The 19,425-nt window shown below is 73.5% G+C and carries 15 protein-coding genes, 1 tRNA gene and 1 other RNA gene; 5 read left to right on the forward strand and 12 right to left on the reverse strand.

Annotated elements, in window-relative coordinates:
* Positions 1-38: 38 nt before the first annotated feature.
* On the reverse strand, positions 39-2,525 hold the full coding sequence (locus SNOUR_RS18955; RefSeq protein ID WP_067348686.1) for a DNA polymerase III subunit gamma and tau: 2,487 nt from the start codon (positions 2,523-2,525) through the stop codon (positions 39-41).
* An 83-nt stretch (positions 2,526-2,608) separates the two neighbouring features.
* Positions 2,609-2,707: signal recognition particle sRNA small type (gene ffs / locus SNOUR_RS18960), an RNA gene on the reverse strand.
* Between the two features lie 119 nt (positions 2,708-2,826).
* Here ffs and SNOUR_RS18965 point away from each other — a divergent pair.
* From SNOUR_RS18965 to SNOUR_RS18975, 3 genes are all read left to right on the forward strand, one after another.
* Positions 2,827-2,914: transfer RNA gene (locus SNOUR_RS18965), tRNA-Ser, on the forward strand.
* A gap of 232 nt (positions 2,915-3,146) precedes the next feature.
* Positions 3,147-3,935 carry a GntR family transcriptional regulator gene (locus tag SNOUR_RS18970; protein WP_067348688.1) on the forward strand — a complete coding sequence of 263 codons (789 nt, stop codon included), beginning with the start codon at positions 3,147-3,149 and terminating at the stop codon, positions 3,933-3,935.
* 3 nt (positions 3,936-3,938) lie between these two features.
* Positions 3,939-4,697 carry a glycosyltransferase family 2 protein gene (locus tag SNOUR_RS18975; RefSeq protein WP_067348690.1) on the forward strand — a complete coding sequence of 253 codons (759 nt, stop codon included), beginning with the start codon at positions 3,939-3,941 and terminating at the stop codon, positions 4,695-4,697.
* A 50-nt stretch (positions 4,698-4,747) separates the two neighbouring features.
* Here SNOUR_RS18975 and SNOUR_RS18980 read toward each other — a convergent pair whose 3' ends face one another.
* A complete protein-coding gene (locus SNOUR_RS18980) occupies positions 4,748-5,992 on the reverse strand; it encodes an amidohydrolase family protein (RefSeq protein ID WP_067348693.1) in 1,245 nt (414 codons plus the stop codon).
* Positions 5,993-6,183: 191 nt separating this feature from the next.
* On the opposite strand from SNOUR_RS18980, the gene SNOUR_RS18985 reads away from it, so the two are divergent.
* Entirely contained in the window at positions 6,184-6,633 is a 450-nt protein-coding gene (locus SNOUR_RS18985; RefSeq protein ID WP_067348696.1) for a DoxX family membrane protein, read from the forward strand.
* A 249-nt stretch (positions 6,634-6,882) separates the two neighbouring features.
* Here SNOUR_RS18985 and SNOUR_RS18990 read toward each other — a convergent pair whose 3' ends face one another.
* A complete protein-coding gene (locus SNOUR_RS18990) occupies positions 6,883-7,416 on the reverse strand; it encodes a hypothetical protein (protein ID WP_067348698.1) in 534 nt (177 codons plus the stop codon).
* 132 nt (positions 7,417-7,548) lie between these two features.
* On the reverse strand, positions 7,549-8,010 hold the full coding sequence (locus tag SNOUR_RS18995; RefSeq protein ID WP_067348701.1) for a nitroreductase family deazaflavin-dependent oxidoreductase: 462 nt from the start codon (positions 8,008-8,010) through the stop codon (positions 7,549-7,551).
* A gap of 132 nt (positions 8,011-8,142) precedes the next feature.
* Between SNOUR_RS18995 and SNOUR_RS19000 the strand changes: the two genes are divergently transcribed.
* Complete coding sequence (locus tag SNOUR_RS19000) at positions 8,143-8,847, forward strand: TetR/AcrR family transcriptional regulator (RefSeq protein WP_067348703.1); 705 nt, start codon at positions 8,143-8,145, stop codon at positions 8,845-8,847.
* Positions 8,848-8,875: 28 nt separating this feature from the next.
* Here SNOUR_RS19000 and SNOUR_RS19005 read toward each other — a convergent pair whose 3' ends face one another.
* The 7 genes from SNOUR_RS19005 to SNOUR_RS19030 form a co-directional block, all read right to left on the reverse strand.
* On the reverse strand, positions 8,876-10,852 hold the full coding sequence (locus SNOUR_RS19005) for an ABC transporter ATP-binding protein (RefSeq protein WP_376738527.1): 1,977 nt from the start codon (positions 10,850-10,852) through the stop codon (positions 8,876-8,878).
* A 175-nt stretch (positions 10,853-11,027) separates the two neighbouring features.
* On the reverse strand, positions 11,028-11,228 hold the full coding sequence (locus tag SNOUR_RS47485) for a hypothetical protein (RefSeq protein ID WP_067348706.1): 201 nt from the start codon (positions 11,226-11,228) through the stop codon (positions 11,028-11,030).
* A gap of 253 nt (positions 11,229-11,481) precedes the next feature.
* Positions 11,482-11,658: a hypothetical protein gene (locus SNOUR_RS47175; RefSeq protein ID WP_167739055.1), complete on the reverse strand. Its 177-nt coding sequence runs from the start codon at positions 11,656-11,658 to the stop codon at positions 11,482-11,484.
* A gap of 359 nt (positions 11,659-12,017) precedes the next feature.
* Positions 12,018-14,585 (reverse strand): SpoIIE family protein phosphatase, encoded by a 2,568-nt coding sequence (locus SNOUR_RS19015; RefSeq protein WP_067348708.1) that lies wholly within the window; start codon positions 14,583-14,585, stop codon positions 12,018-12,020.
* Between the two features lie 309 nt (positions 14,586-14,894).
* Positions 14,895-17,213: a terpene synthase family protein gene (locus SNOUR_RS19020; RefSeq protein WP_067348711.1), complete on the reverse strand. Its 2,319-nt coding sequence runs from the start codon at positions 17,211-17,213 to the stop codon at positions 14,895-14,897.
* A 201-nt stretch (positions 17,214-17,414) separates the two neighbouring features.
* A complete protein-coding gene (locus SNOUR_RS19025; protein WP_067348713.1) occupies positions 17,415-18,251 on the reverse strand; it encodes an ATP-grasp domain-containing protein in 837 nt (278 codons plus the stop codon).
* On the reverse strand, positions 18,248-19,174 hold the full coding sequence (locus SNOUR_RS19030) for an ATP-grasp domain-containing protein (protein WP_067348715.1): 927 nt from the start codon (positions 19,172-19,174) through the stop codon (positions 18,248-18,250). The genes SNOUR_RS19025 and SNOUR_RS19030 overlap by 4 nt, the downstream gene beginning before the upstream one ends.
* Positions 19,175-19,425: the final 251 nt, after the last annotated feature.

Genomic DNA, 19,425 nt, shown 5'->3' on the forward strand with positions numbered 1-19,425 from the left:
ACTTATGTGCGCCGTACGCCCCTGGGACGGGGCGTGGCTCACTCGTTGTCGAACTCCTCCAGGACCGTCGCCCCCAGCTCCCGCACGATCAGTTCGTGCCCGCTGAGCGCGGAGTCGACGAGATCCGGGTCGTCCTCCGCCGGCATGTCGTACTCGATCGACATCGAGGAGTCCGGCGCGGTGTGCGCGGGCTCCGCCGCGGGGCCGCCCTGGCCGCCGCCGGTGGACGGCTTGGCGGCCACCGCCTCGCGCGCCATCCGGGCGCCCTGGCCGCCACCGCTGCCGGCGCCGCCCGAACCGTGCTGCTCGGGGGCGGCCGGGGCGCTCTGCCGGGCGGCCGGGGCCTGCGGCGCCGGCTGTTGGGGGGCGGCGGCGCCGAAGCCGCCGTTCGCCCCGCCACCGAAGCCGCCCCCGCCGCCGCGGGCGCCACCGGCCGGCGCATTGGCGCCACCGGACGGATCGACGATCGCCTCGACCCGCCACTGGAGCTGGAAGTGCTCGGCGAGCACCTCCTTGAGGACGTCCTCGCTGCCGCCGTTGGCGAAGCTGTCCCGGGCCCCCGCGTTGGGGAACCCGATCTGCAGCGTGGTGCCGTCGAAGCCGGAGACCTGGGCGTTCTGACTCAGCAGGATCCAGGTGAAGCGCCGCCGGCCCTTGACCGCGTCCAGGATCTGCGGCCAGAGCTGCCGCACCTGCGCGGCACCCTGCGCCGCCCCGCCGGACACCGGCTGAGCGGGCGCGGCGGGCACACCGCCGGCGGGCGCGGCCGGTGCCTCCGGACCGGCCGGGGGCGCACCGGGCGCGGGCGCATCGGTCCCACCGGCCGCCGGCTGACCGCCCTGCCCCGGTGCCACGGCCGACGGCCAGCTGCCGGGCTGCCGCGCGGCAGCGCCCTGGCCCCCGGCCGCCTGGCCCGCGGCACCCTGGCCGGCGCCCGTCGCACCGGCACCACGGGTGCCACCGGGCCACGCACCGGGGCGCGCCGCCCCGCCCTGAGGGGCCTCCGCCTGTCCGGCCGGGGTGCCGCCGTACGCACCGGGGCCGACGGCCGCGTCACCGGGACCGGTGGGCGCCACCGGAGCCGCGGGGGCACCGGCCGCGTCCGCCATCGGGCCCGGGTCGGGTGCCGGGGCCGGCGCCGGAGCCGCGCCCGTGGTCGCCGGGGAGCCCGTCGCCCCGCGCACCGCGGCCCGCGCCGCCGCCGGTCCGGACGGCCCGGCCGGCATCGGCGGATGCGCCTCGGCGCCCGGTGCGTACCCGATCGCGGGCCCACCGGACTCCAGCACGGCCCCACCGGGAACGATGCCGCCGACGCCGCCTGCCGGGCCCGGCCCGGCGCCCAGCGCCATGGCCGCCGTCCCGGCGCCCGCTCCGCGCTCCAGGCGGTCCAGCCGCGCCTGTACCGACCGCTCGTCGTCGTACGCCGCCGGGAGCAGCACCCGGGCGCAGATCAGCTCCAGCTGGAGCCGCGGGGAGGTCGCGCCGCGCATCTCCGTCAGCCCCGCGTTGACCAGGTCGGCGGCGCGGCTCAGCTCGGCCGCGCCGAACACCGACGCCTGGGCCGTCATCCGCTCCACGACGTCGGCCGGGGCGTCGATCAGCCCCTTCTCCCCGGCGTCCGGCACCGCCGCCAGGATCACCAGGTCCCGCAGCCGCTCCAGCAGGTCGGCCACGAACCGCCGCGGGTCGTTCCCGCCCTCGATGACCCGGTCGACGACCTCGAAGGCCGCCGCCCCGTCGCCGGCCGCGAACGCCTCGACGACGGAATCCAGCAACGACCCGTCGGTGTAGCCGAGCAGCGACGTCGCCATGGCATATGTCACACCGTCCGCGCCGGCGCCGGCGAGCAGCTGGTCCATCACCGACATCGAGTCACGCACCGAACCGGCGCCGGCCCGCACCACCAGCGGCAGCACGCCGTCCTCGACCGGGATGTCCTCCCGTCCGCAGACCTCCCCGAGGTACTCCCGCAGGGTCCCGGGCGGCACCAGCCGGAACGGGTAGTGGTGCGTCCGCGACCGGATCGTCCCGATGACCTTTTCCGGCTCGGTCGTGGCGAAGATGAACTTCAGGTGCTCCGGCGGCTCCTCGACGACCTTCAGCAGGGCGTTGAAGCCCGCCGAGGTCACCATGTGCGCCTCGTCGATGATGTAGATCTTGTACCGGCTGCTGGCCGGCCCGAAGAACGCCTTCTCCCGCAGCTCACGGGCGTCGTCGACGCCACCGTGCGAGGCCGCGTCGATCTCGATCACATCGATCGAGCCCCGGCCGTTGCGCGCGAGGTCCACGCACGACTGGCACGTCCCGCAGGGCGTGGGGGTGGGACCTTCCTCACAGTTCAAACAGCGCGCCAGGATCCGCGCGCTCGTCGTCTTGCCGCAGCCGCGCGGTCCACTGAACAGATACGCATGGTTGACCCGGTTGTTCCGCAACGCCTGCTGCAGCGGGTCGGTCACGTGCTCTTGCCCGATGACCTCGGCGAAGGTCTCGGGGCGGTAGCGGCGGTACAGCGCAAGGGACGACACGCATACGACGATATCGGGCCCCACTGACAATCGGCGGTCCCCGAGCTCCCGGCTCCGCTCGGGCAGGGGAGGCCCCGTCCGCACACGCAAGCGCCCCTCACGCACCCGCCAGAGCCGACCTACCCTTGCTGCCTTCCGGCCCTGGGGGAGTTCAGTCAGATAGCGCCACGTGAGGGGCTGCGCTCCACACTAGCGGATCCCCCGCCCAACAAACGACCCGCACCCCCACCGAACCCTCTCGCCGCCCCCTCCCCCGGATCATGTTCGCGAGCACTGCCCAACGTCTTGTATTGTTTGCGGCGGAGGATTCGCCTAGTGGCCTAGGGCGCACGCTTGGAAAGCGTGTTGGGGGCAACCCCTCACGAGTTCGAATCTCGTATCCTCCGCCAGTGCCTTCACCGGGCACGATGTCGAAGGGCCCCACCGTTCGCGGTGGGGCCCTTCGTGCATGTTCCGGCTCCGGTGCGGGCGGTCCGCGGGCGGGCCGCGGGCGGGACCTCAACACCTCTTGAGGAGTCGTACGCTGGAACTGGCCGGTTGATCACGGGATCGACCGCCGGTCGCCCCGCCGGGCCGTAGGGCCCCGGGGCCGGGCGCCGAGCGACGGAACGGTGGGTGCCGATGGCAGCGGCGTACGAGCGGATCGCGGACGACCTCCGCACCGCCATCCGCGCCGGGCACCTGCGTCCCGGTGACCGGCTGCCGGCCGAGACGAAGCTCGCGGAGCGGTTCGGCCGCAGCGTGCCCACCGTCCGGGAGGCGCTCCGCGCGCTGCGCGACGAGGGCCTGATCGAGAAGCGGCACGGCATCGGCACCTTCGTCCGGTGCCGGCGCACCCCCGCCCGGCGCTCCAACCTCCGGCACCAGTGGGAGAAGGACCGGGTGCGCGCCTCCCCGGAGCAGCGGGCGCGGACCGGGGCGACCGAGCACGACACCGGCCTGGAGGTCGACGAGCTGGTGATCCGTGCCCGGTACCGCGAGGTCGCGGCGGACGCGGATGTCGCCGGGGCCTTCGGCGTCCCCGAGGGCACGACCCTGCTCGAACGCCGCTATCGGACCCGGTGCGCCGCCGAGAGCGCCCCCTTCGGCCTGACGACGTCCTACCTCGTCCGCGACATGATCGCGGGCAATCCCGATCTGCTGGACGCGTCCAAGGAGCCGTGGCCCGGAGGGTCGCAGAGCCAGCTGTACTCCGTCGGGATCGAGCTGGACCGCGTCGAGGAGCGGGTCACCGCCCGTCCGCCGACGCCCGAGGAGGCCGCGGAGCTGGAGGTGCCGCCCGGCACGTCCGTGCTGGTGCTCCGGAAGGTCTCGTACGACGTGCTCGGCCGCGTCGTGGACGTCGCCGATCTCGTGCTGCCCGGCGATCGCACGGAACTGCTGTTCACTACTTCCCTGGAAAGGTGGTGAGCCGTGCCCCGGCGCATCATCGTCGTCACGGCCGTCCATGCCCCGTCCGCGCGGTTCCTGCCGGACGCCTACGCCTCGCTGTGCCGGCAGGAGTTGCCCCGGGGGTGGGAGTGGCGCTGGGTCGTCCAGGAGGACGGCAAGAGCGATGCGGTCGCTCCGCACGTGCCGGACGATCCGCGGGTGACGTTCCGGCAGGGGCGGCCCGGGGGGCCGGGGGTGGCGCGCACCATCGCCCTCTCCCGGGCGGACGGCGACTACGTCAAAGTCCTGGACGCCGACGACCAGTTGACGCCCGGCACGCTCGCCCGTGACCTGGCCGCCCTGGAGGGCGACCGCGACCTCGGCTGGGCGACCTCGCGCGTCCTGGATCTGTTGCCGGACGGCTCCACCGTCGGTTTCGAGGGGGATCCGGAGGCCGGGCCGATCGAGCGCGGCGCCGTCCTCGACTTCTGGACGGCGCATGATTTCCGCGCGCAGGTCCACCCGGCGTCCCTGTGTGTCCGCCGCGATCTGCTGCTCGCCCTGGGCGGTTGGATGGCCCTCCCGGCCTCCGAGGACACCGGGCTGCTGCTGGCGCTGAACGCCACCAGTCGCGGCTGGTTCTCCTCGGAGGTGGGGCTCCTCTACCGGAAGTGGCCCGGGCAGGTGACCAGTCAGGCGTCGCACGTCGAGGCGGCCGAGCGGGCGGCCCGGATGGCCGTCGTGGCGGCCCGGGCCCGTGAACTGGCCCGTTTCCCGTGGCGGTACCCGGCCGGCGACTGACCGGCGGCGGCCGACCGGCGCGCACGGCCCGGTCGGCCCCGGTCGGCCGCTCACGGTCGGGCGGCCGCCCGCTCGCGGTCGAACGGCAGGTCCAGCATGCGGATCGCGTTGCCGCGGAGCAGCTTGTAGGCCACGTCCTTCGGGAGGTGGCCCACGTGGTCGGCGGCGACGTCCCTGGTGTGCGGCCAGGTGGAGTCGACGTGCGGGTAGTCGGTCTCGAAGGTCGCGTTGTCGACCCCGACCGTTTCGATCGCCTCGATGCCGTGCTTGTCACGGAAGAAGCAGCAGAAGACCTGCCGGTAGTAGTACACCGAGGGCGGCTCCGGGATCAGGTCCTTCACCCCGCCCCACGCCCGGTGCTCCTCCCAGACGTCGTCGGCCCGTTCCAGGGCGTACGGGATCCAGCCCATCTGGCCCTCGCTGTAGGCGAGTTTCAGCCGGGGGAACTTCACCAGCACACCGCTGAACAGGAAGTCCATCATCGAGGCCATCGCGTTGTTGAAGCTCAGCGACGCCTGCACGGCCGGCGGCGCGTCCGGGGAGGCCGCCGGCATCTGCGACGACGACCCGATGTGCATGTTCACCACCGTCCCGGTCTCCTCGCAGGCCGCGAAGAACGGGTCCCAGTAGCCGGAGTGGATGGACGGCAGACCCAGGTAGGTGGGGATCTCGCTGAAGGTGACCGCCCGGACGCCGCGCGCGGCGTTGCGCTTGATCTCGGCGACGGCGAGGTCGATGTCCCACAGGGGGATCAGGCACAGCGGGATCAGCCGGCCGCCGCTGTCGCCGCACCACTCCTCCACCATCCAGTCGTTGTAGGCGCGGACGCAGGCCAGCCCGACCTCCTTGTCCTCCGCCTCGGCGAAGGTCTGGCCGCAGAACCGCGGGAAGGTCGGGAAGCAGAGCGACGCCTCGACGTGGTTGACGTCCATGTCCGCCAGCCGGGCCTTGGGGTCCCAGCAGCCGCGCCGCATCTGGTCGCGCGTGATGCCGTCGAGCGTCATCTCGTCGCGGGAGAAGCCCACGGCCGCGATGATGCGCTTGTACGGGAACAGCTGCCCCTCGTACTCCCACCAGTCGGTGATCTGGCCCTCCGGGTCCGTGGTGAAGCGGTACTTGCCGCCGACGTACGCCAGCTCACCGATGCCGGCGGTGAGGGGTTTCGGGCCGCGGTCCCGGTACTTCCGCGGGAGCCACGTCTCGAAGAGGTGCGCCGGCTCGATCACGTGGTCGTCCACGCTGATGACCTTCGGAAGCTCCGCCGTGCCGCCGTTGTCGCCGTTGCCGCTGGTCACGCTCTACCCCCAACTGCCGTGCCGGTGAGTCACGCCGGCCCGAAATCTGACGACCCATCAGTTCGGAGGTTAGGAGTTCCCCCTTGCAACCACAAGGGAGGGCCGGAAACTCGACCCCTTGCGCGTTCGCGCACCGTCCGCTGAACTGACGCCCCATCAGATCCCGTGCGGGGTCGAGAGGAGCGGTTCGCATGCAGACGACCTGGCTCACCGGTGCCGAGTGGTTCGCGGTGCTACGCATCGGCCTCGGCCTGTGGTGGCTGGAGAGCTGGCGCCACAAGGACAAGAAGACCTGGTTCACCGGCGGCGGCATCACCTGGGCGGCGGGCATCGCCGCCAAACACCGCTGGCCCGTGGTCCGCACCGGTTTCGACCGCATTGTGCGGCCCCGCCCGCGACTGATGGCCTACGTCGTCGCCTACGCGGAACTCGCGCTCGGGCTCGGGCTGATCGTCGGGCTGCTGACGCCGATCGCCCTGGTCGCGGGGCTGCTGCTCAACCTGATCTACCTCGTGCTGATGATCCACGACTGGGCGGAGCAGGGCCAGAACCTCATGATGGCGCTGATCTCCGCCGTCGGCTTCTGCGCACTGTGCTGGCAGAGCTGGTCACTGGACGCCGCCTGGGGGCTGTTCCTGTGACGGCGGCCAGGGCGGGGCAACTCCGCCCGCGACGGCGGCGGGTGGGGGCTCCGCCCGCCCCGGCCCCCCTCTCCCAGGGCAGCCCCTAGGGCGCTTCTGATGGATCTCCGCGGCGTCGCGGCGCCTGCCACGCACGCTCGCGGCGTTGCCGAAATGCCCCCATAGCTCCGCTATGAAGACATCCCGGCGCCTTGCGATCGCACGCACCAGGCGCCGCTCCTTCTTCCACGGAGATCCATCAGAAGCGCCCTAGACCCACCACCCCGCCGCCTTGGCCGCGGCCACCGCCGCCGCCTCCGCCTCGTCCGCCGCACGGTTCAGCGCCTCGTCCCGGCCCAGGCCCCCCTGGCCCGCCGCCTGCCCGCTGGCCAGGGAAGCCCGCACGGCGGCGGCGTGCGCGGCGTCCGGGAGCTCGCCGGCCGCCGCGCGGGCCCGGGCGGCCGTGGCGACGACCGTCGCGGCCGCGGCCGCGTTCCGCGCGCAACGGGCGTCGGCCGCCGGGTCGAGGGGCGCCTCGGCGACCCGCGCGAGCGCCTGGGCCGACAGCCGGACGGCCGTGGCCGCCTTCGAGGCGGGATCCGTCGGCACCGGGCGTGCGTCCCGCTCCCCGATGCCGGCGAAACGGCACAGGGCCCTCGCGCGGTCGATCGCACTCCGCCCCCTGGCGAGGTGCCGCCTCCTCAGGTCCCGCAAGGCTTCCTCGGAGGTCGTCACCCCGCCGCGGGACGGCGCCTCCGCATCGAGCGACGCGAGTTGCGACTTCTCACCATCGGATGCACTCATGGCCGCCTCCTTGTCCGTTGGGCCCACTCGGGCTCGGGCGCACCGCGGCGCGGAGCCGTGTCAAAGGCGCCGACGGTGCGCCGGGCAGGGTGCCACGCGGGGCGCGAAGAGACCAGGGGCATGCCCGGCCGGTCAGGAGCCGGGCGTGATGCGGAAGACGGGGTGCTTGGGCGCGATGCCCAGCAGCACCTCGTCGGAGGAGTCCGGGCCGACGCCGCCGAAGAAGACGCCGACCTCGGCCTTCCAGCGCTTGAGGTAGGCGCGCAGCAGCTCGGGCTTCTCGGCGTCCGGGACCTCGGTGGCGGTGAACGGCCGCGCCGTCTTCCCGATGCGGAGTTCGCCGCCGCCTGCGGCGCGCATGTTGTGGGTCCACTGCACATGGCCGCGCGGCGCGACGAGGTACTGCCGACCGTCCACGGTGAGCGGGTTCACCGGGGTGCACCGCCACTCCCCGCTCTTGCGGCCGCGCACCGCGAGCTCCTGGGAGCCGAGCACGCTGATGCCGCGCCGGGTGAGCGCGGCGACGAGCCGGTTGAACACGTTGCGGGTGAACCAGCCCGGCTTGATGACGTGCTGCTCGACGCCTGCGCTCATGGGGATCCTCCCGGAGAAGTAAAAGTGTGAGCGGTGCTCTCTCTGTAGAGCAGTGTGCACGGCATGGCTCCGCAAAGCAAGAGCAGTGCTCTCGATATTGGTCGCTGCTCGCCCCGATGGCAGACTGGCCCCATGAGCGTCATCCAGGGAGCGCGGGAACGCGCACGCAGGGAAGTCACCGCCGCCATCAAGGACGCGGCCCGCCGGCAGCTCGCCACCGAGGGCGCCGCCAAGCTGTCGCTCCGCGCCGTCGCCCGCGAGCTCGGGATGGTCTCCTCCGCGCTGTACCGGTACTTCCCCAGCCGCGACGACCTGCTCACGGCGCTGATCATCGACGCCTACGACGCGGTGGGCGAGGCGGCCGAGCACGCCCTCGCCGAGACCGGCGCCGCACCCGTCGCCCGGTGGACCGCGGTCTGCCGCGCCGTCCGTGCCTGGGCGTTGGAGCACCCGCACGAGTACGCGCTCATCTACGGCTCACCCGTCCCCGGCTACGCCGCGCCCCAGGCCACCACCGCGTCCGCCGCCCGCGTCGGCCTCGCCCTGATCGGCGTGGTCGAGGACGCGTACCCGGCCGACGTCTCCCCCGCGCCGGCCGCCCCGTCGCTTCCGCAAGAGGTGCTGGACGACGCCGAGGAGCTGCGCAGGACCCTCGGCGTACGCCTGCCCGCCCCCGTCCTGGCGGAGATCGCCGCCGCCTGGGCCGAACTCTTCGGCCTGGTGAGCTTCGAGGTCTTCGGCCAGTTCAACCGCGTCATCGAGGCCCGCGACGCCTTCTTCGCACGCGCCGCCACCCGACTCGCCCAGAACGTCGGCCTCACGGTCGGCGGGGAGTAGCGCGACGGGGCACGGGGCGCCGCCCCGTTCAGCCGCGGCCGCTTTCGAAGAGTTCCGTGTACAGGCCGCCGCGGGCGAGGAGGTCGGGGTGGGTGCCGGATTCGGTGAGGTGGCCCTCGTCGAAGACGAGAACGAGGTCGGCGCCGGTGGCGAGGTCGAGGTCGTGGCTGATGACGAGGGTGGTGCGGCCGGCGGCGAGGCGGTGGAGGGGGCCGAGGATGCGCTGGGCGGCGAGGGTGTCCAGGCCGGTGGTGGGCTCGTCGAGGATGAGGACCGGGGCGTCGCGGAGCATGGCGCGGGCGATGGCGATGCGTTGCAGCTGGCCGCCGGAGAGGGCGGCGGTGGCGGGCGCGATGACCGTGTCGTAGCCGTGCGGGAGGGCGGTGATGAAGGCGTGGGCGTCGGCGGCCCGGGCGGCCTGGACGACTTCCTCGTGGGTCGGGACGGGGTGGTCCCGGCCGCAGGCGATGTTGCGCTCGATGGTGTCGTGCAGGACGAGGGTCTCCTGGGGGAGCAGGGTGATGTTGCGGCGGAGGTCGGCCAGGGAGAGCCGGTCGACCTCGATGCCGTCGAGCCGGATGGTGCCCTCGTCCGGGTCGTAGAAGCGCAGCAGGAGCGCGGCGAGGGTGGACTTCCCGGCGCCGCTGGGGCCGGTGACGACCAGGAACGCGCCCGGCCGCGCGGTGAAGGAGAGCGCGGCGAGGGCGTGGTGACCGGGGGCGGCGTTCGGGTAGCGGAAGGTGACGTCCCGGACGGCGAGTTCGCCGCGGGCACGGTGCGGGAAGGGCGTGGTGCGCTCGGGTGGCGGGTCGGTGACGGCCGGGCGGGCGTCGAGGATCTCCAGCAGCCGGTCGGCGGCCGCGGTGGCGGCGGTGGCGGTCAGGCCGAGTTGGCCCAGGGAGCGGATCGGCGGGTAGAGGTAGCCGATGAAGGCGGCGAAGGCGAGGAGTTGGCCGAGGGTCATCCGGCCGGCCGAGATCTCCCAGGCGCCGAGGCCGATGATGGCCAGCACGCAGAGGGTCTCCAGGACCTCGATGAGCTGCTCGTAGAGGGCGTTGAGGCGGGCGCTGGCGACCGAGGCGCGGAGCCAGCGCAGGGCCTCCCGGCTCAGCCGGGTCTCCTCGTCGCGCTGCCGGTTGTACGCCTGGGTGAGGACGACGTTGACCAGCGTCTCCTCGACGACGGAGGTGAGGGCGCCGTCGGCCGCCCGCAGGCGGCGGGAGACCTCGCGCAGTCGGCTGGTGAAGCGGCGGGTGGCGGCGAGGAAGATCGGCGCGGCGACGAAGGTGGCCAGCGCCAGTTCCCAGCGCAGCCAGAGCGCGGCGGCGCCGTAGAAGAGCGTGCTGAAGACGGCCGTGCAGGCGCTCACCAGGCCGCTGACCACGAGGTGTTCGATGGCGTCGACGTCACCGGTCAGTCGTTCCACCAGGTCGCCGCGGCGGTTGCGTTGGAAGAAGTGCGGCGGCAGCGTCTGGAGGTGGGTGAAGACCCGGGCCCGTAGGCGCAGCAGGAAGCGTTCCGCGGTCCAGGCGGCGAGGGAGCTGCCGAGGTAGCCCACCACCGCGCCGAGGAGCGCGACCGTGAGCCAGGTGCCGGCGGGTTCCCAGAAGGCGCTGACCGAGCCCTGCGCGAGGGCCTGGTCGGTGAGTTGCGCGAAGAGGAGGATCGTGACGGTCTCGGCGAGCGCGGCGACGATGGCGCACACTCCCACCAGCAGCATCCAGCGGCGGTCGCCCTTGGTCAGCGGCCAGAAGCGGTGGAACGCCTCGACGGCGCCGACATGGCGGGTCAGGATGGGCGCTTCGGTGGGGAGTTGACCGCGGATGCCGGCGGGAGCGGGGGCCTGCGGCCGCTCCTGTCCCTGCGCCGGTGACGGTGGCCGCTGCGGTGTCGGCGAGCGGTCCTGGGCCGGTGCCGGTTCACGCTGCCGCGACGGGTCCGGTGCCGGCTCCGGGCCGGTGGACTCCGGTACGGGGTAGGGCAGTTCTGCCTTACGGGGATGCATGGTCGCCACGTGTGGTGCGGGCCGTCGATCACGGGGTCCGGCAGCCCACGAGGCCGGCTCGCGTCGCACGTGCGAGCCCGCCTCGGGCTGTGCGTCGGGTCCGTTGGCCCGAATCACATGTCAGTGATCGTCCGTTGTCGTGTTCCGCGTCACCGGCACGGCAACGGGTCGGATCTCACCGGAAGAAGCCGAAGCCACGTCCGCCGCGTCCGCCGCGGAATCCGTAGCCGTAGCCGCCGCGCCCATAGAAGCCGCGTCCGTAGAAGCCGCGTCCGTAGAAGCCGCCGCGTCCATATCCGCGGCCCCAGCCTCCGTGTCCGCCGCCTCCGCCGCCGCCGTTGATCCGATTGCGGGGGAAGAATGCCGAGAAGGTCATCTTCGCCTCCTGAGAATGAGGACTTTCGCCGCGGCCTTCAGCCGGACCGTGCTCTGTACGGCGATTCGGCGCGTTCCCGCCGGGGCGTCCCGTGCGGTGCGTTCCGGAGGAACGTTCTGTCCGCGACACCTCCGACACTACGTCGGTCACCCATCACCAACAAGGGTTTTATGTGAAAATTCAGACATACAACACAAGTCACTGTGGGTGGGAGGGCGGTCGCTCACGGTCTACCTGATGGGCCGAAACCGCGTCAGGGGCGCCGCCTTTCGCGCATCAGGAACAGGACCACGGCCGAGGCGATGACGACCGTGCCGGTGCCGACGCTCAGCACGACCTGCTGAGCGCCGTCGAAGGCGAGGCCGGTGAAGGCGTTGACGACGGCGGCGAGGGCCAGTACGCACCAGAGCGCGGCTTTCAGGGCGTTCATCGGTGACGGTGTCCTTCCGGGCGCGATTGATCCGAGGGGCACGAGGCGCGCGGGCGCGTCGCGGACGCCGCGTCAGCGACGGTGACCCTGTGCGCTCGACCCGTCTCCACGATGCCCGGCGCGCGGGCCGGGGACGAGGGGGAGCGCCCCCGGATCGGGGGTACATCGAGCTGCACCCCCGAGGTACTTCGAGGTGCGCCGAGGTGTGTCGCGGTACGTCGCGGTACGTCGTGCGGCGCCACCGCCCGTTCGTTCGCCCGGAGGGGGGCGTGAACTGCGCGACGGCGGCGGGATGTTGACGGCGCCTGGGCAGTGGCGGCGGCGAGAGCGGCGGCTGCCGCACGGCTGCTGACGATACGTCACCTCGCGCCGTGCGGGGCGGGGACGGGCGGCGCCGGCTCCCCCGGCGTCTCCCCCGGCGCCTCCCCCGAGGACTCCCGCCGCGGTTCCCCCTGCCCCTGCTCCGCCCAGATGATCTTTCCGTTGGTCGTGTAGCGGGTGCCCCAGCGGCGGGTGAGCTGGGCGACGATCAGCAGCCCGCGGCCGCCCTCGTCCGTGGTCCGGGCGTGCCGCAGGTGCGGGGCGGTGCTGCCGGTGTCGAAGACCTCGCAGATCAGCGCGGCGTCCTGGCGGATCAGGCGCAGGGTGATCGGGCCGCTGCCGTGCCGGATGGCGTTGGTGACCAGTTCGCTGACGACCAGTTCGGTGGTGAAGCGCAGCGGCTCCAGCCCCCACGCCGCCAGCTGCCGCCCGGCGAGATTGCGGGCGCCGGCGACCACCGCCGGGTCGGCGGACAGGTCCCAGGAGGCGACCTGGCTGGCGTCCAGGGCGTGCGTGCGGGCCAGCAGCAGCGCGGCGTCGTCGGACGGCGGGCCGGTCAGCAGTGCCGACACGACGTTCCCGCCGATCTCGTCGAGCGTCGTGCCGGGCTCCGCGAGGGCGCGACCGAGCCGAGTCATGCCCACCCCGATGTCCCGGTCGTAGGTCTGCAGCAGTCCGTTGGTGTAGAGCGCCAGCAAGCTGCCCTCGGCCAGCTCCAGTTCGACCGATTCGAAGGGCAGCGCGCCCAGGCCGAGCGGCGGTCCGGCGGGCAGGTCGGGGAACTCCACGGCGCCGTCGGGGGCGAGGACCGCGGGCGGCAGATGGCTGGCGCGGGCCATCGTGCAGGACCGGCTGACCGGGTCGTACACCGCGTACAGACAGGTGGCACCCATGAATCCCAGCGCGGTGGCGGCCGTGCCGTCGTCGGCGGCCGCGCCGTCGTCCCGGCGGTTCTCCATCAGGCCGATCACCAAGTCGTCGAGGCGGGCGAGGAGTTCGTCCGGCGGCAGGTCCAGGTTGGCCAGGGTCCGGACCGCGGTCCGCAGCCGGCCCATGGTGGCCGCGGCGTCGATGCCGTGCCCGACGACGTCCCCGACCACCAGCGCCACCCGCGCCCCCGACAGCGGGATCACGTCGAACCAGTCGCCGCCCACCCCGCTCGGGACGTCCGCCGGGAAGTACCAGGACGCCACGTCCAGAGCCACCCCGCCGGCCAGCGCGTGCGGCAGCAGATTGCGCTGCATCAACCGGGCCGCGGTGCGCTCGCGGGTGAAGCGCCGCGCGTTGTCGAGGCAGACCGCGGCGCGGGCGACCAACTCCTCGGCCAGCCGCACGTCGTCCGCGTCGAAGAGCCCCTGCCGGCGGGAGCGGACGAAGGTCGCCGCGCCGAGCGTGATGCCGCGGGCCCGGACCGGCGCCACCATCACCGACCGGAACCCGTATTCCCGCACCACGTCGGCCCGCCGCGGGTCCTCGGCCACCCAGGTGCTGTCGGCGTTCGGCAACGACTCCACCACCGACTCCCCGGTGAGCAGGCACCGCGCAATCGCCGACCACGGCTGCCGCCGGACCGCCTCGCCGACCGCCAGCGCGGCCTCCGGGCACCCCTCGCGGACCGACCGCTGCCCGGTCCGCCGCATCGTCGGGGTGCTGTCCACCGGTCCGGGCTCCGGCTCCTCGCCGCGCAGCACGGAGTCCAGCAGATCGACCGCCACGAAGTCGGCCAGCGGCGGCACCGCCACGTCGGCCAGCTCCTGCGCGGTCCGCGTCACGTCGAGGGTGCTGCCGATCCGGGCGCTGGCGTCGTTCAGCAGCGCCAGCCCTTCCTGGGCCCGCCAGCGCTCGGTGACGTCGATGACCATGTACCAGATGCCCACGCCCCGCCCCTTGGGGCCGGCGAGCCGGAAGAACGACGCCGAGTAGGCCCGCTCCTGGTTGGGGTCGGCGTAGTTGCGGGTGCGGAACTCGTAGTCCATGACCGGCTTCCCGGTCTTCAGCACCTGCCCCATCCGCTCCTCGAAGGCGTCGGCCTCGTCCCGCGGCAGCACCTGGGCGACCGTGCGCCCCAGCCGCTGCTCCAGCGGGACCAGGCGCTCCAGCACCGCGTTCACCCAGACGTAGCGCAGGTCGGTGTCCAGGACGGCCATGCCGACCGGGGCGTGGGCCAGAAACGGTTCCAGCATCAGCTGGTTCACCCCGCCGCCGGGCACCCGCCACTCCTCCAGCGCGATCACCGACCACCGCTCGGGCGCGGCCGTCCCGCCGGTCGCCGCGGTGATCACCGGCGACACCTCCACCGCGAGCTGGATCGCGTGCCCGTCCCGGTGCCGGGCCGCCACCGACCCGCTCCACCCGTCCCCCGCCCAGTGGGCCACCGCGGCGACCCGCGCCGCGTCCCCCGGTACGGCCAGCAGCGTCACCGCACTGCGCCCCAGGACCTCCGTCGCCGGGTAACCCAGCAGCCGTTCCGCCGCCCGCGTCCAGGAGACCACCACGCCGCGGCCGTCCAGCTCGGCCGCGGCCGCGGTGGCGATGTCACAGGCCCGGCCCGGCCCCTCGCCCACCCCGCCGCCCGACCTGTCCGGCCGGTCATTCTCCGAGGTCATCGCATCGCCAGTCCGTCGCAGCCGGTTCCGTCCCGGGCGCTGCCGCCGCCGCGGCGTGGCTGCCGCCGCGGTCCACCGGCGTCCTCGGCGGTGTCGAAGGCGCCCGCATCATGCCCATTTTAGAAGCAATGCGACATATGGGATCATTCGCCGCGGGTCGGCCCTCCCCGGGATCAGTCACCCTGCGCGGCCCCCCGCCCGCGCTCCGTCACCACCCCGCCCGCCCGCACGTCCACCTCGACGGCGTCACGGACGCGGAGGGACCCGGCGCGCCACCTGACCGCCGGGCCCCGCCCCGACCCCCTTCTCCTAGCGGGCCGCCCCCAGCACCTCCGTCAGGCGCGCCGACGACGTCCCCAGGCCCGTCGGCCCCGGCGTCCAGCCGGGGGTACCGGGCCGGTGGCGGAGGTGTTCGGGGCGGTAGCGGCCGCACTCGCGGTGCCAGGTGAGGATGCCGGCGAGCCAGTTCTCCAGTTCCCCGACATAGCCGTCGAGGGTGGCGCGGGCCTCGGCGGAGAGGTCGAAGTCGTCGTAGAGGATGGGGAGTTGGTTCTGCGCGACGTGCTGGAACTCGCGCATGCGGGAGGTCATCAGGTCGTGGACGATGGCCAGCGCGGTGGGGTGGTCGCAGTCGAAGAAGTTCTGCACGACGAGGATGCCGTTGTGGACCTCGCCCTCGTACTCGATCTCCTTCTGGTACGAGAAGACGTCGTTGAGCAGGCAGGCGTAGTCGGCGGCGGCGTTCTCCAGCGACCGCATCGGGCCGCTGCGGTGGATCTCCGGCGGCACCCGGCGGCCGTGGCCGAGCCGGCTCAGGCTCATGGTGAGGTCGGAGCCGAAGGTGGCGCGGCGCATCTCGATGTAGTCGACCGGGTCCGGGATGCGGTGCAGCACCATGTTGTCCAGCTCCCAGAGCCAGCTGGCGGTCATCGCGTCGACGGTGGCCTTGAAGTCGCGGCGCGCGTCCGGGGCCATCGGCCCGGCCGTGCGGGCCCAGAGGTCGGCGAGGCCGCGTTCGAGGGCGTTGGTCGGTTCCGGGGCCCGGTCGGCGGCGTCGACCGGCATCAGGGCGGACAGCCGCCGGGTGGTGGCCATGGCGCCGGCGACGTCGCCGGTCCGGCCGAAGACCGCGGGGTAGTAGTCGTCGGCGTAGGTGCCCCAGGTCAGCCACTGGGTGCCGAGGTCGAGCTCGTCGAGGGTGGCGTCGGGGTGCAGACCGGCCGCGCACAGCGCGAAGTCGAAGCGGACCAGGGCGTCCTCGTCCCAGACGTCGGACAGCGGCACGCCGGGCTGCGGCTGGAGCATTCCCATCCGGTGCGCCCAGGCGACGACGTTGCGCCGGGCCGCCTCCAGGTGGGGGCTGCGGGCGGTGGTGAACGGCATGCAGAAGTCGGGGAGTTGCGCCGGGCCGACCTTCTCGTACGGGGCGTGGGAGCGGCGGCGGAGCCGCTGGGCGCCGGCCGCGGCCAGGGCCGTCGCCAGGTCGGCGGCCGAGGCGCCCGGGCCCGACGCCCCGGCGGCCGGCGCGCCCAGCCCCTCGGTGCCCAGCCCGCCGAAGACCAGCGGCGACCAGGGGGCCGCGGCGCTGCCGGGCGCGCCCGCCCCGCCGCCGTTCATGTAGCGGCTGGAGCGCATGTGCCACTCGTGGCCGCCGGACTGCCAGTCCTGGAGTCCCTTGGCGTACGCGAGGACGGCGGCGCGGCCGGCCGGGTCCAGGCCCTTTTCGGCGAAGAGCGTCGGCAGTTCGGTGAAGACGGTGTCCTCGAACTGCTGCAACCGCGAGGTGATCATCTCGTTGACCGCGTCCGCGGCCTCCTGGGTGGTGCAGTCCAGGAACGTCTCCAGCACCAGGACGCCGTTGCTCAACTCCCCCTCCTCCTCGGTCTCGCGCTGGTACGAGAAGAGGTCGTTCCGCAGGTGGACGGCGTCGGCGAAGGTGTCCTTGAGGACCCGGAGGGGGCGGGAGCCGGCGACCGCCGCCGGGACCTCGGCACCGGTCGCGTACTCCACCAGCCCCGCCGACCAGGGGGCGCCGCCCACCTTGCGGCGCATCTCGATGTACTCGACGGGGTTGGGGATCCGGTTGATGTTGATGTTGGAGAGTTCCCAGAGGGACTCGTTCAGCAGGTGCTCGGTGCTCTCGGCGAACCGGCGGCGCCAGTCCGGCGACATCGCGGGCACGGTGCGCCGCCACAGGTCCGCCAGCCCCGCCTCGACCGGGTTGGTCGGCTCCGGCACGGGCGCGTCCAGATCCATCGGCATGAACGCCGGCAGCCGGTCGAGGTACGCCTTCCCGCCCTCCCGGTCCAGGGTGCGCTTGAACTTCTCCAGGAAGTGGTCGTCGAAGAAGAAGACCCAGACGTACCAGTCGGTGACGAGGTCGAGCGCCTCCTGGGAGCACTCCGGGTGGGTGTAGGCGCACAGCAACGCGTAGTCGTGGGCGTCGAGATCCCGCTCGTCCCAGATGCCGGAACCTTCCAGCATGTTCATCTCCCGGGCCCACTTCCTGGAGTGTGCCCGCGCGGCCTCCAGGTGCGGGTTCAGCCGGGCCGGATGCGGCAGGTAGAAGTGCGGCAAGGTGAACGGCTGCGACGTGGACGACGTGGGCTGCGACTGTGACTGCGTCACCGCTGGTGGCCTCTCCCGATACCGATGCCCCTCCGCACGGACGGTGCGTACGGAAGGAGGGCGCGCCGAGGCACCCCCATTGACGGCGCAGCTCTACCCCGGGGTCCGCCTCCGTAGGCTCATCGCGTCACACCCACGCTGAACTGGCACTCTTTCGGGTTGAGTTGGCGATGAAGGGGTGTGACGGGTGGGTCGCGTGGGCTATACAGGACCGCTCTCGGCCCGGCGGAGCGCCAGCGCCGCCAGCGCCTCCGGGGCGCCCACCTGGCCGCGGACGCCCGGGAAGGCGTTGACGTCCACGATCACCGCGGCGCCGGCCCCGGCGTGCAGCACGTCCACGCCGTAGACCTCCAGGCCGAAGACCGCACCGATGTGCAGCGCGGCCTCGATCCAGGCGAAGGGGAGGGCGGCGGGCGGCAGCGGCTGGTTCGGGCCGCGCCCGCCCGGGGACAGTTCGGAGCGGCGGCGGGCGGCGAAGAGCTGCCCGTCGACGACCCACAGCTTGTGGTCCCAGCCGCTGTTGGCGGTGAACTCCTGGACGATCACGGGCTCGTCGGGCCGGGCCGCGGCCAGCTCCGCCAGGTCGGCGGGGGTGTCGACGCGCGCCACGAGGTCGCCCCGGCGGCTGCGGCGGCTCTTGAGGACGAGCGGGAAGCCGAGGTCCGGCCCGGCCGCCGCCAGCTCGCCGACCGTCGCCGTCCGCAGCGTCTCCGCGAACGGCAGTCCGGCCGCCCGGGCCACCGCGGCCATCTCCACCCGGTCCTGGCAACGGGCCGTCGCCGCGACGGAGTTGACGACCGGCGCGCCCCGGCCCTCCAGCCGGCCGGCGAGCGCGAGGGCTTGCGGCGTCCGCGCCTTGAGCAGATAGACGTCGGCGAGCGCCCCGGGCGCGGCGCCCCCGCCCGGCTCCGCTCCCCCGGCGAGGGGCACGCCGTCCGGGCCGACGAAGGCGACGTGGTGGCCGTCCCCGCGCAGCACCGCCGCCGTCGCCGCCAGCAGCGGGTGCCCGGGATCGGCGCTGATCACGCCGACCCTCATCGTGCGCCTCCGACCGCCCCGGCGGCCTCCGCCGCCGGCCGCGGGGTCCGCTGGTGGCCGATGAACGGCAGCGCCGGCACCGGATCGCGGTCGGTGCCGCGCCGGGCCAGCCGCAGCACCGCCGCGGAGACCCGGGCGACCGCGTCCGGCACCTGCCGGAAGCTCGGGAAGTCGTTGATGTCGACCACCACCGGCCCGTCCGGCCCCAGCAGCACGTCGACCCCGTACAGATCGAGGCCGAAGACCTCGCCGATCTCTGCGGCGATCCGGGCGACCTCGGCCGGCAGCGGCACCTGCCGTTCCGTCACGGCCCGCCCCGGGTGCAGCGGGGAGCAGCGCTCGGTCGCGTAGAGGTCGCCGGCGACGCAGTAGACCTTCAGGTCGGTACCGGAGTTGGGGACGTAGGGCTGGGCGATCAGCATGCCGTCGCCGGTGCCGCCGGCCGCCGCCACGGCCCCGGCGGCCAGCTCCTCGGGCCGTTCCACCAGCCGCACCGCGCGCCCCGAACTGCCGTCCGCGGGCTTCACCACCAGCGGGAACTCCGCCTCGGGCACCTCGGCGAACTCCTCGGCCCGGACCGCCGCGTACGTCATCGGCACCGGCAGCCCGCTGGTCCGCGCGATCACCGCGGCGAGCGCCTTGTCCCGTACGCCCCGTATGGCGCGTACGTCGTTCACGGTGGTCAGTCCGGTGGTCGCGGCGGCCTCCAGAAGCGTCAGACCGGGCCCGCCGGAGACGGTCTTGAGGACCCAGGCGTCATGGTCGCCCTCCGCCACCGCGCCGGACAACTCGGACATCCGGATCAGCGAACGGCCCGGCCAGAGCACATCCACCCGGTGTCCCCACGCACGGAGTTGACCGATCACGTCCTGCGGCATGCCGTCGTGGCGGTACTGCTCCTCCACCAGGAAGCAGAGTCTCATCGATGCACCCTTGTATCGCCGCACGTCCACCCGTATCGCCAACCCGCCCACCACAGCAGCGGACGTCCTCCCCGTGTCGCCGTACGCACACCGTCCGCCCGGCGGAAACATGACGCACCAGGATCCCATGTGGCGATCAGGCGTTCGGCCATGGCCCGGCCGCCGCCCCGGAGGTCGCATTTCGGCGACGTTACGCCACCGGACGGGACCTCGGCACACGCCGTGAGCTGGGACGCGCCACGCCCCTCGCG

Origin of the sequence: Streptomyces noursei ATCC 11455 (genome assembly GCF_001704275.1) — a bacterium.
Lineage (GTDB): Bacteria > Actinomycetota > Actinomycetes > Streptomycetales > Streptomycetaceae > Streptomyces > Streptomyces noursei.

What these genes read in the sequence shown, in the direction of transcription:
- SNOUR_RS19015 (WP_067348708.1), bottom strand. Translation starts at nt 14,585, where the DNA reads ATGACCTCGGAGAATGACCGGCCGGACAGGTCGGGCGGCGGGGTGGGC.
- SNOUR_RS19000 (WP_067348703.1), top strand. Translation starts at nt 8,143, where the DNA reads ATGAGCGTCATCCAGGGAGCGCGGGAACGCGCACGCAGGGAAGTCACC.
- SNOUR_RS19030 (WP_067348715.1), bottom strand. Translation starts at nt 19,174, where the DNA reads ATGAGACTCTGCTTCCTGGTGGAGGAGCAGTACCGCCACGACGGCATG.
- SNOUR_RS47485 (WP_067348706.1), bottom strand. Translation starts at nt 11,228, where the DNA reads ATGACCTTCTCGGCATTCTTCCCCCGCAATCGGATCAACGGCGGCGGC.
- SNOUR_RS18995 (WP_067348701.1), bottom strand. Translation starts at nt 8,010, where the DNA reads ATGAGCGCAGGCGTCGAGCAGCACGTCATCAAGCCGGGCTGGTTCACC.
- SNOUR_RS47175 (WP_167739055.1), bottom strand. Translation starts at nt 11,658, where the DNA reads ATGAACGCCCTGAAAGCCGCGCTCTGGTGCGTACTGGCCCTCGCCGCC.
- SNOUR_RS18970 (WP_067348688.1), top strand. Translation starts at nt 3,147, where the DNA reads ATGGCAGCGGCGTACGAGCGGATCGCGGACGACCTCCGCACCGCCATC.
- SNOUR_RS18985 (WP_067348696.1), top strand. Translation starts at nt 6,184, where the DNA reads ATGCAGACGACCTGGCTCACCGGTGCCGAGTGGTTCGCGGTGCTACGC.
- SNOUR_RS19025 (WP_067348713.1), bottom strand. Translation starts at nt 18,251, where the DNA reads ATGAGGGTCGGCGTGATCAGCGCCGATCCCGGGCACCCGCTGCTGGCG.
- SNOUR_RS19005 (WP_376738527.1), bottom strand. Translation starts at nt 10,852, where the DNA reads ATGCATCCCCGTAAGGCAGAACTGCCCTACCCCGTACCGGAGTCCACC.
- SNOUR_RS18990 (WP_067348698.1), bottom strand. Translation starts at nt 7,416, where the DNA reads ATGAGTGCATCCGATGGTGAGAAGTCGCAACTCGCGTCGCTCGATGCG.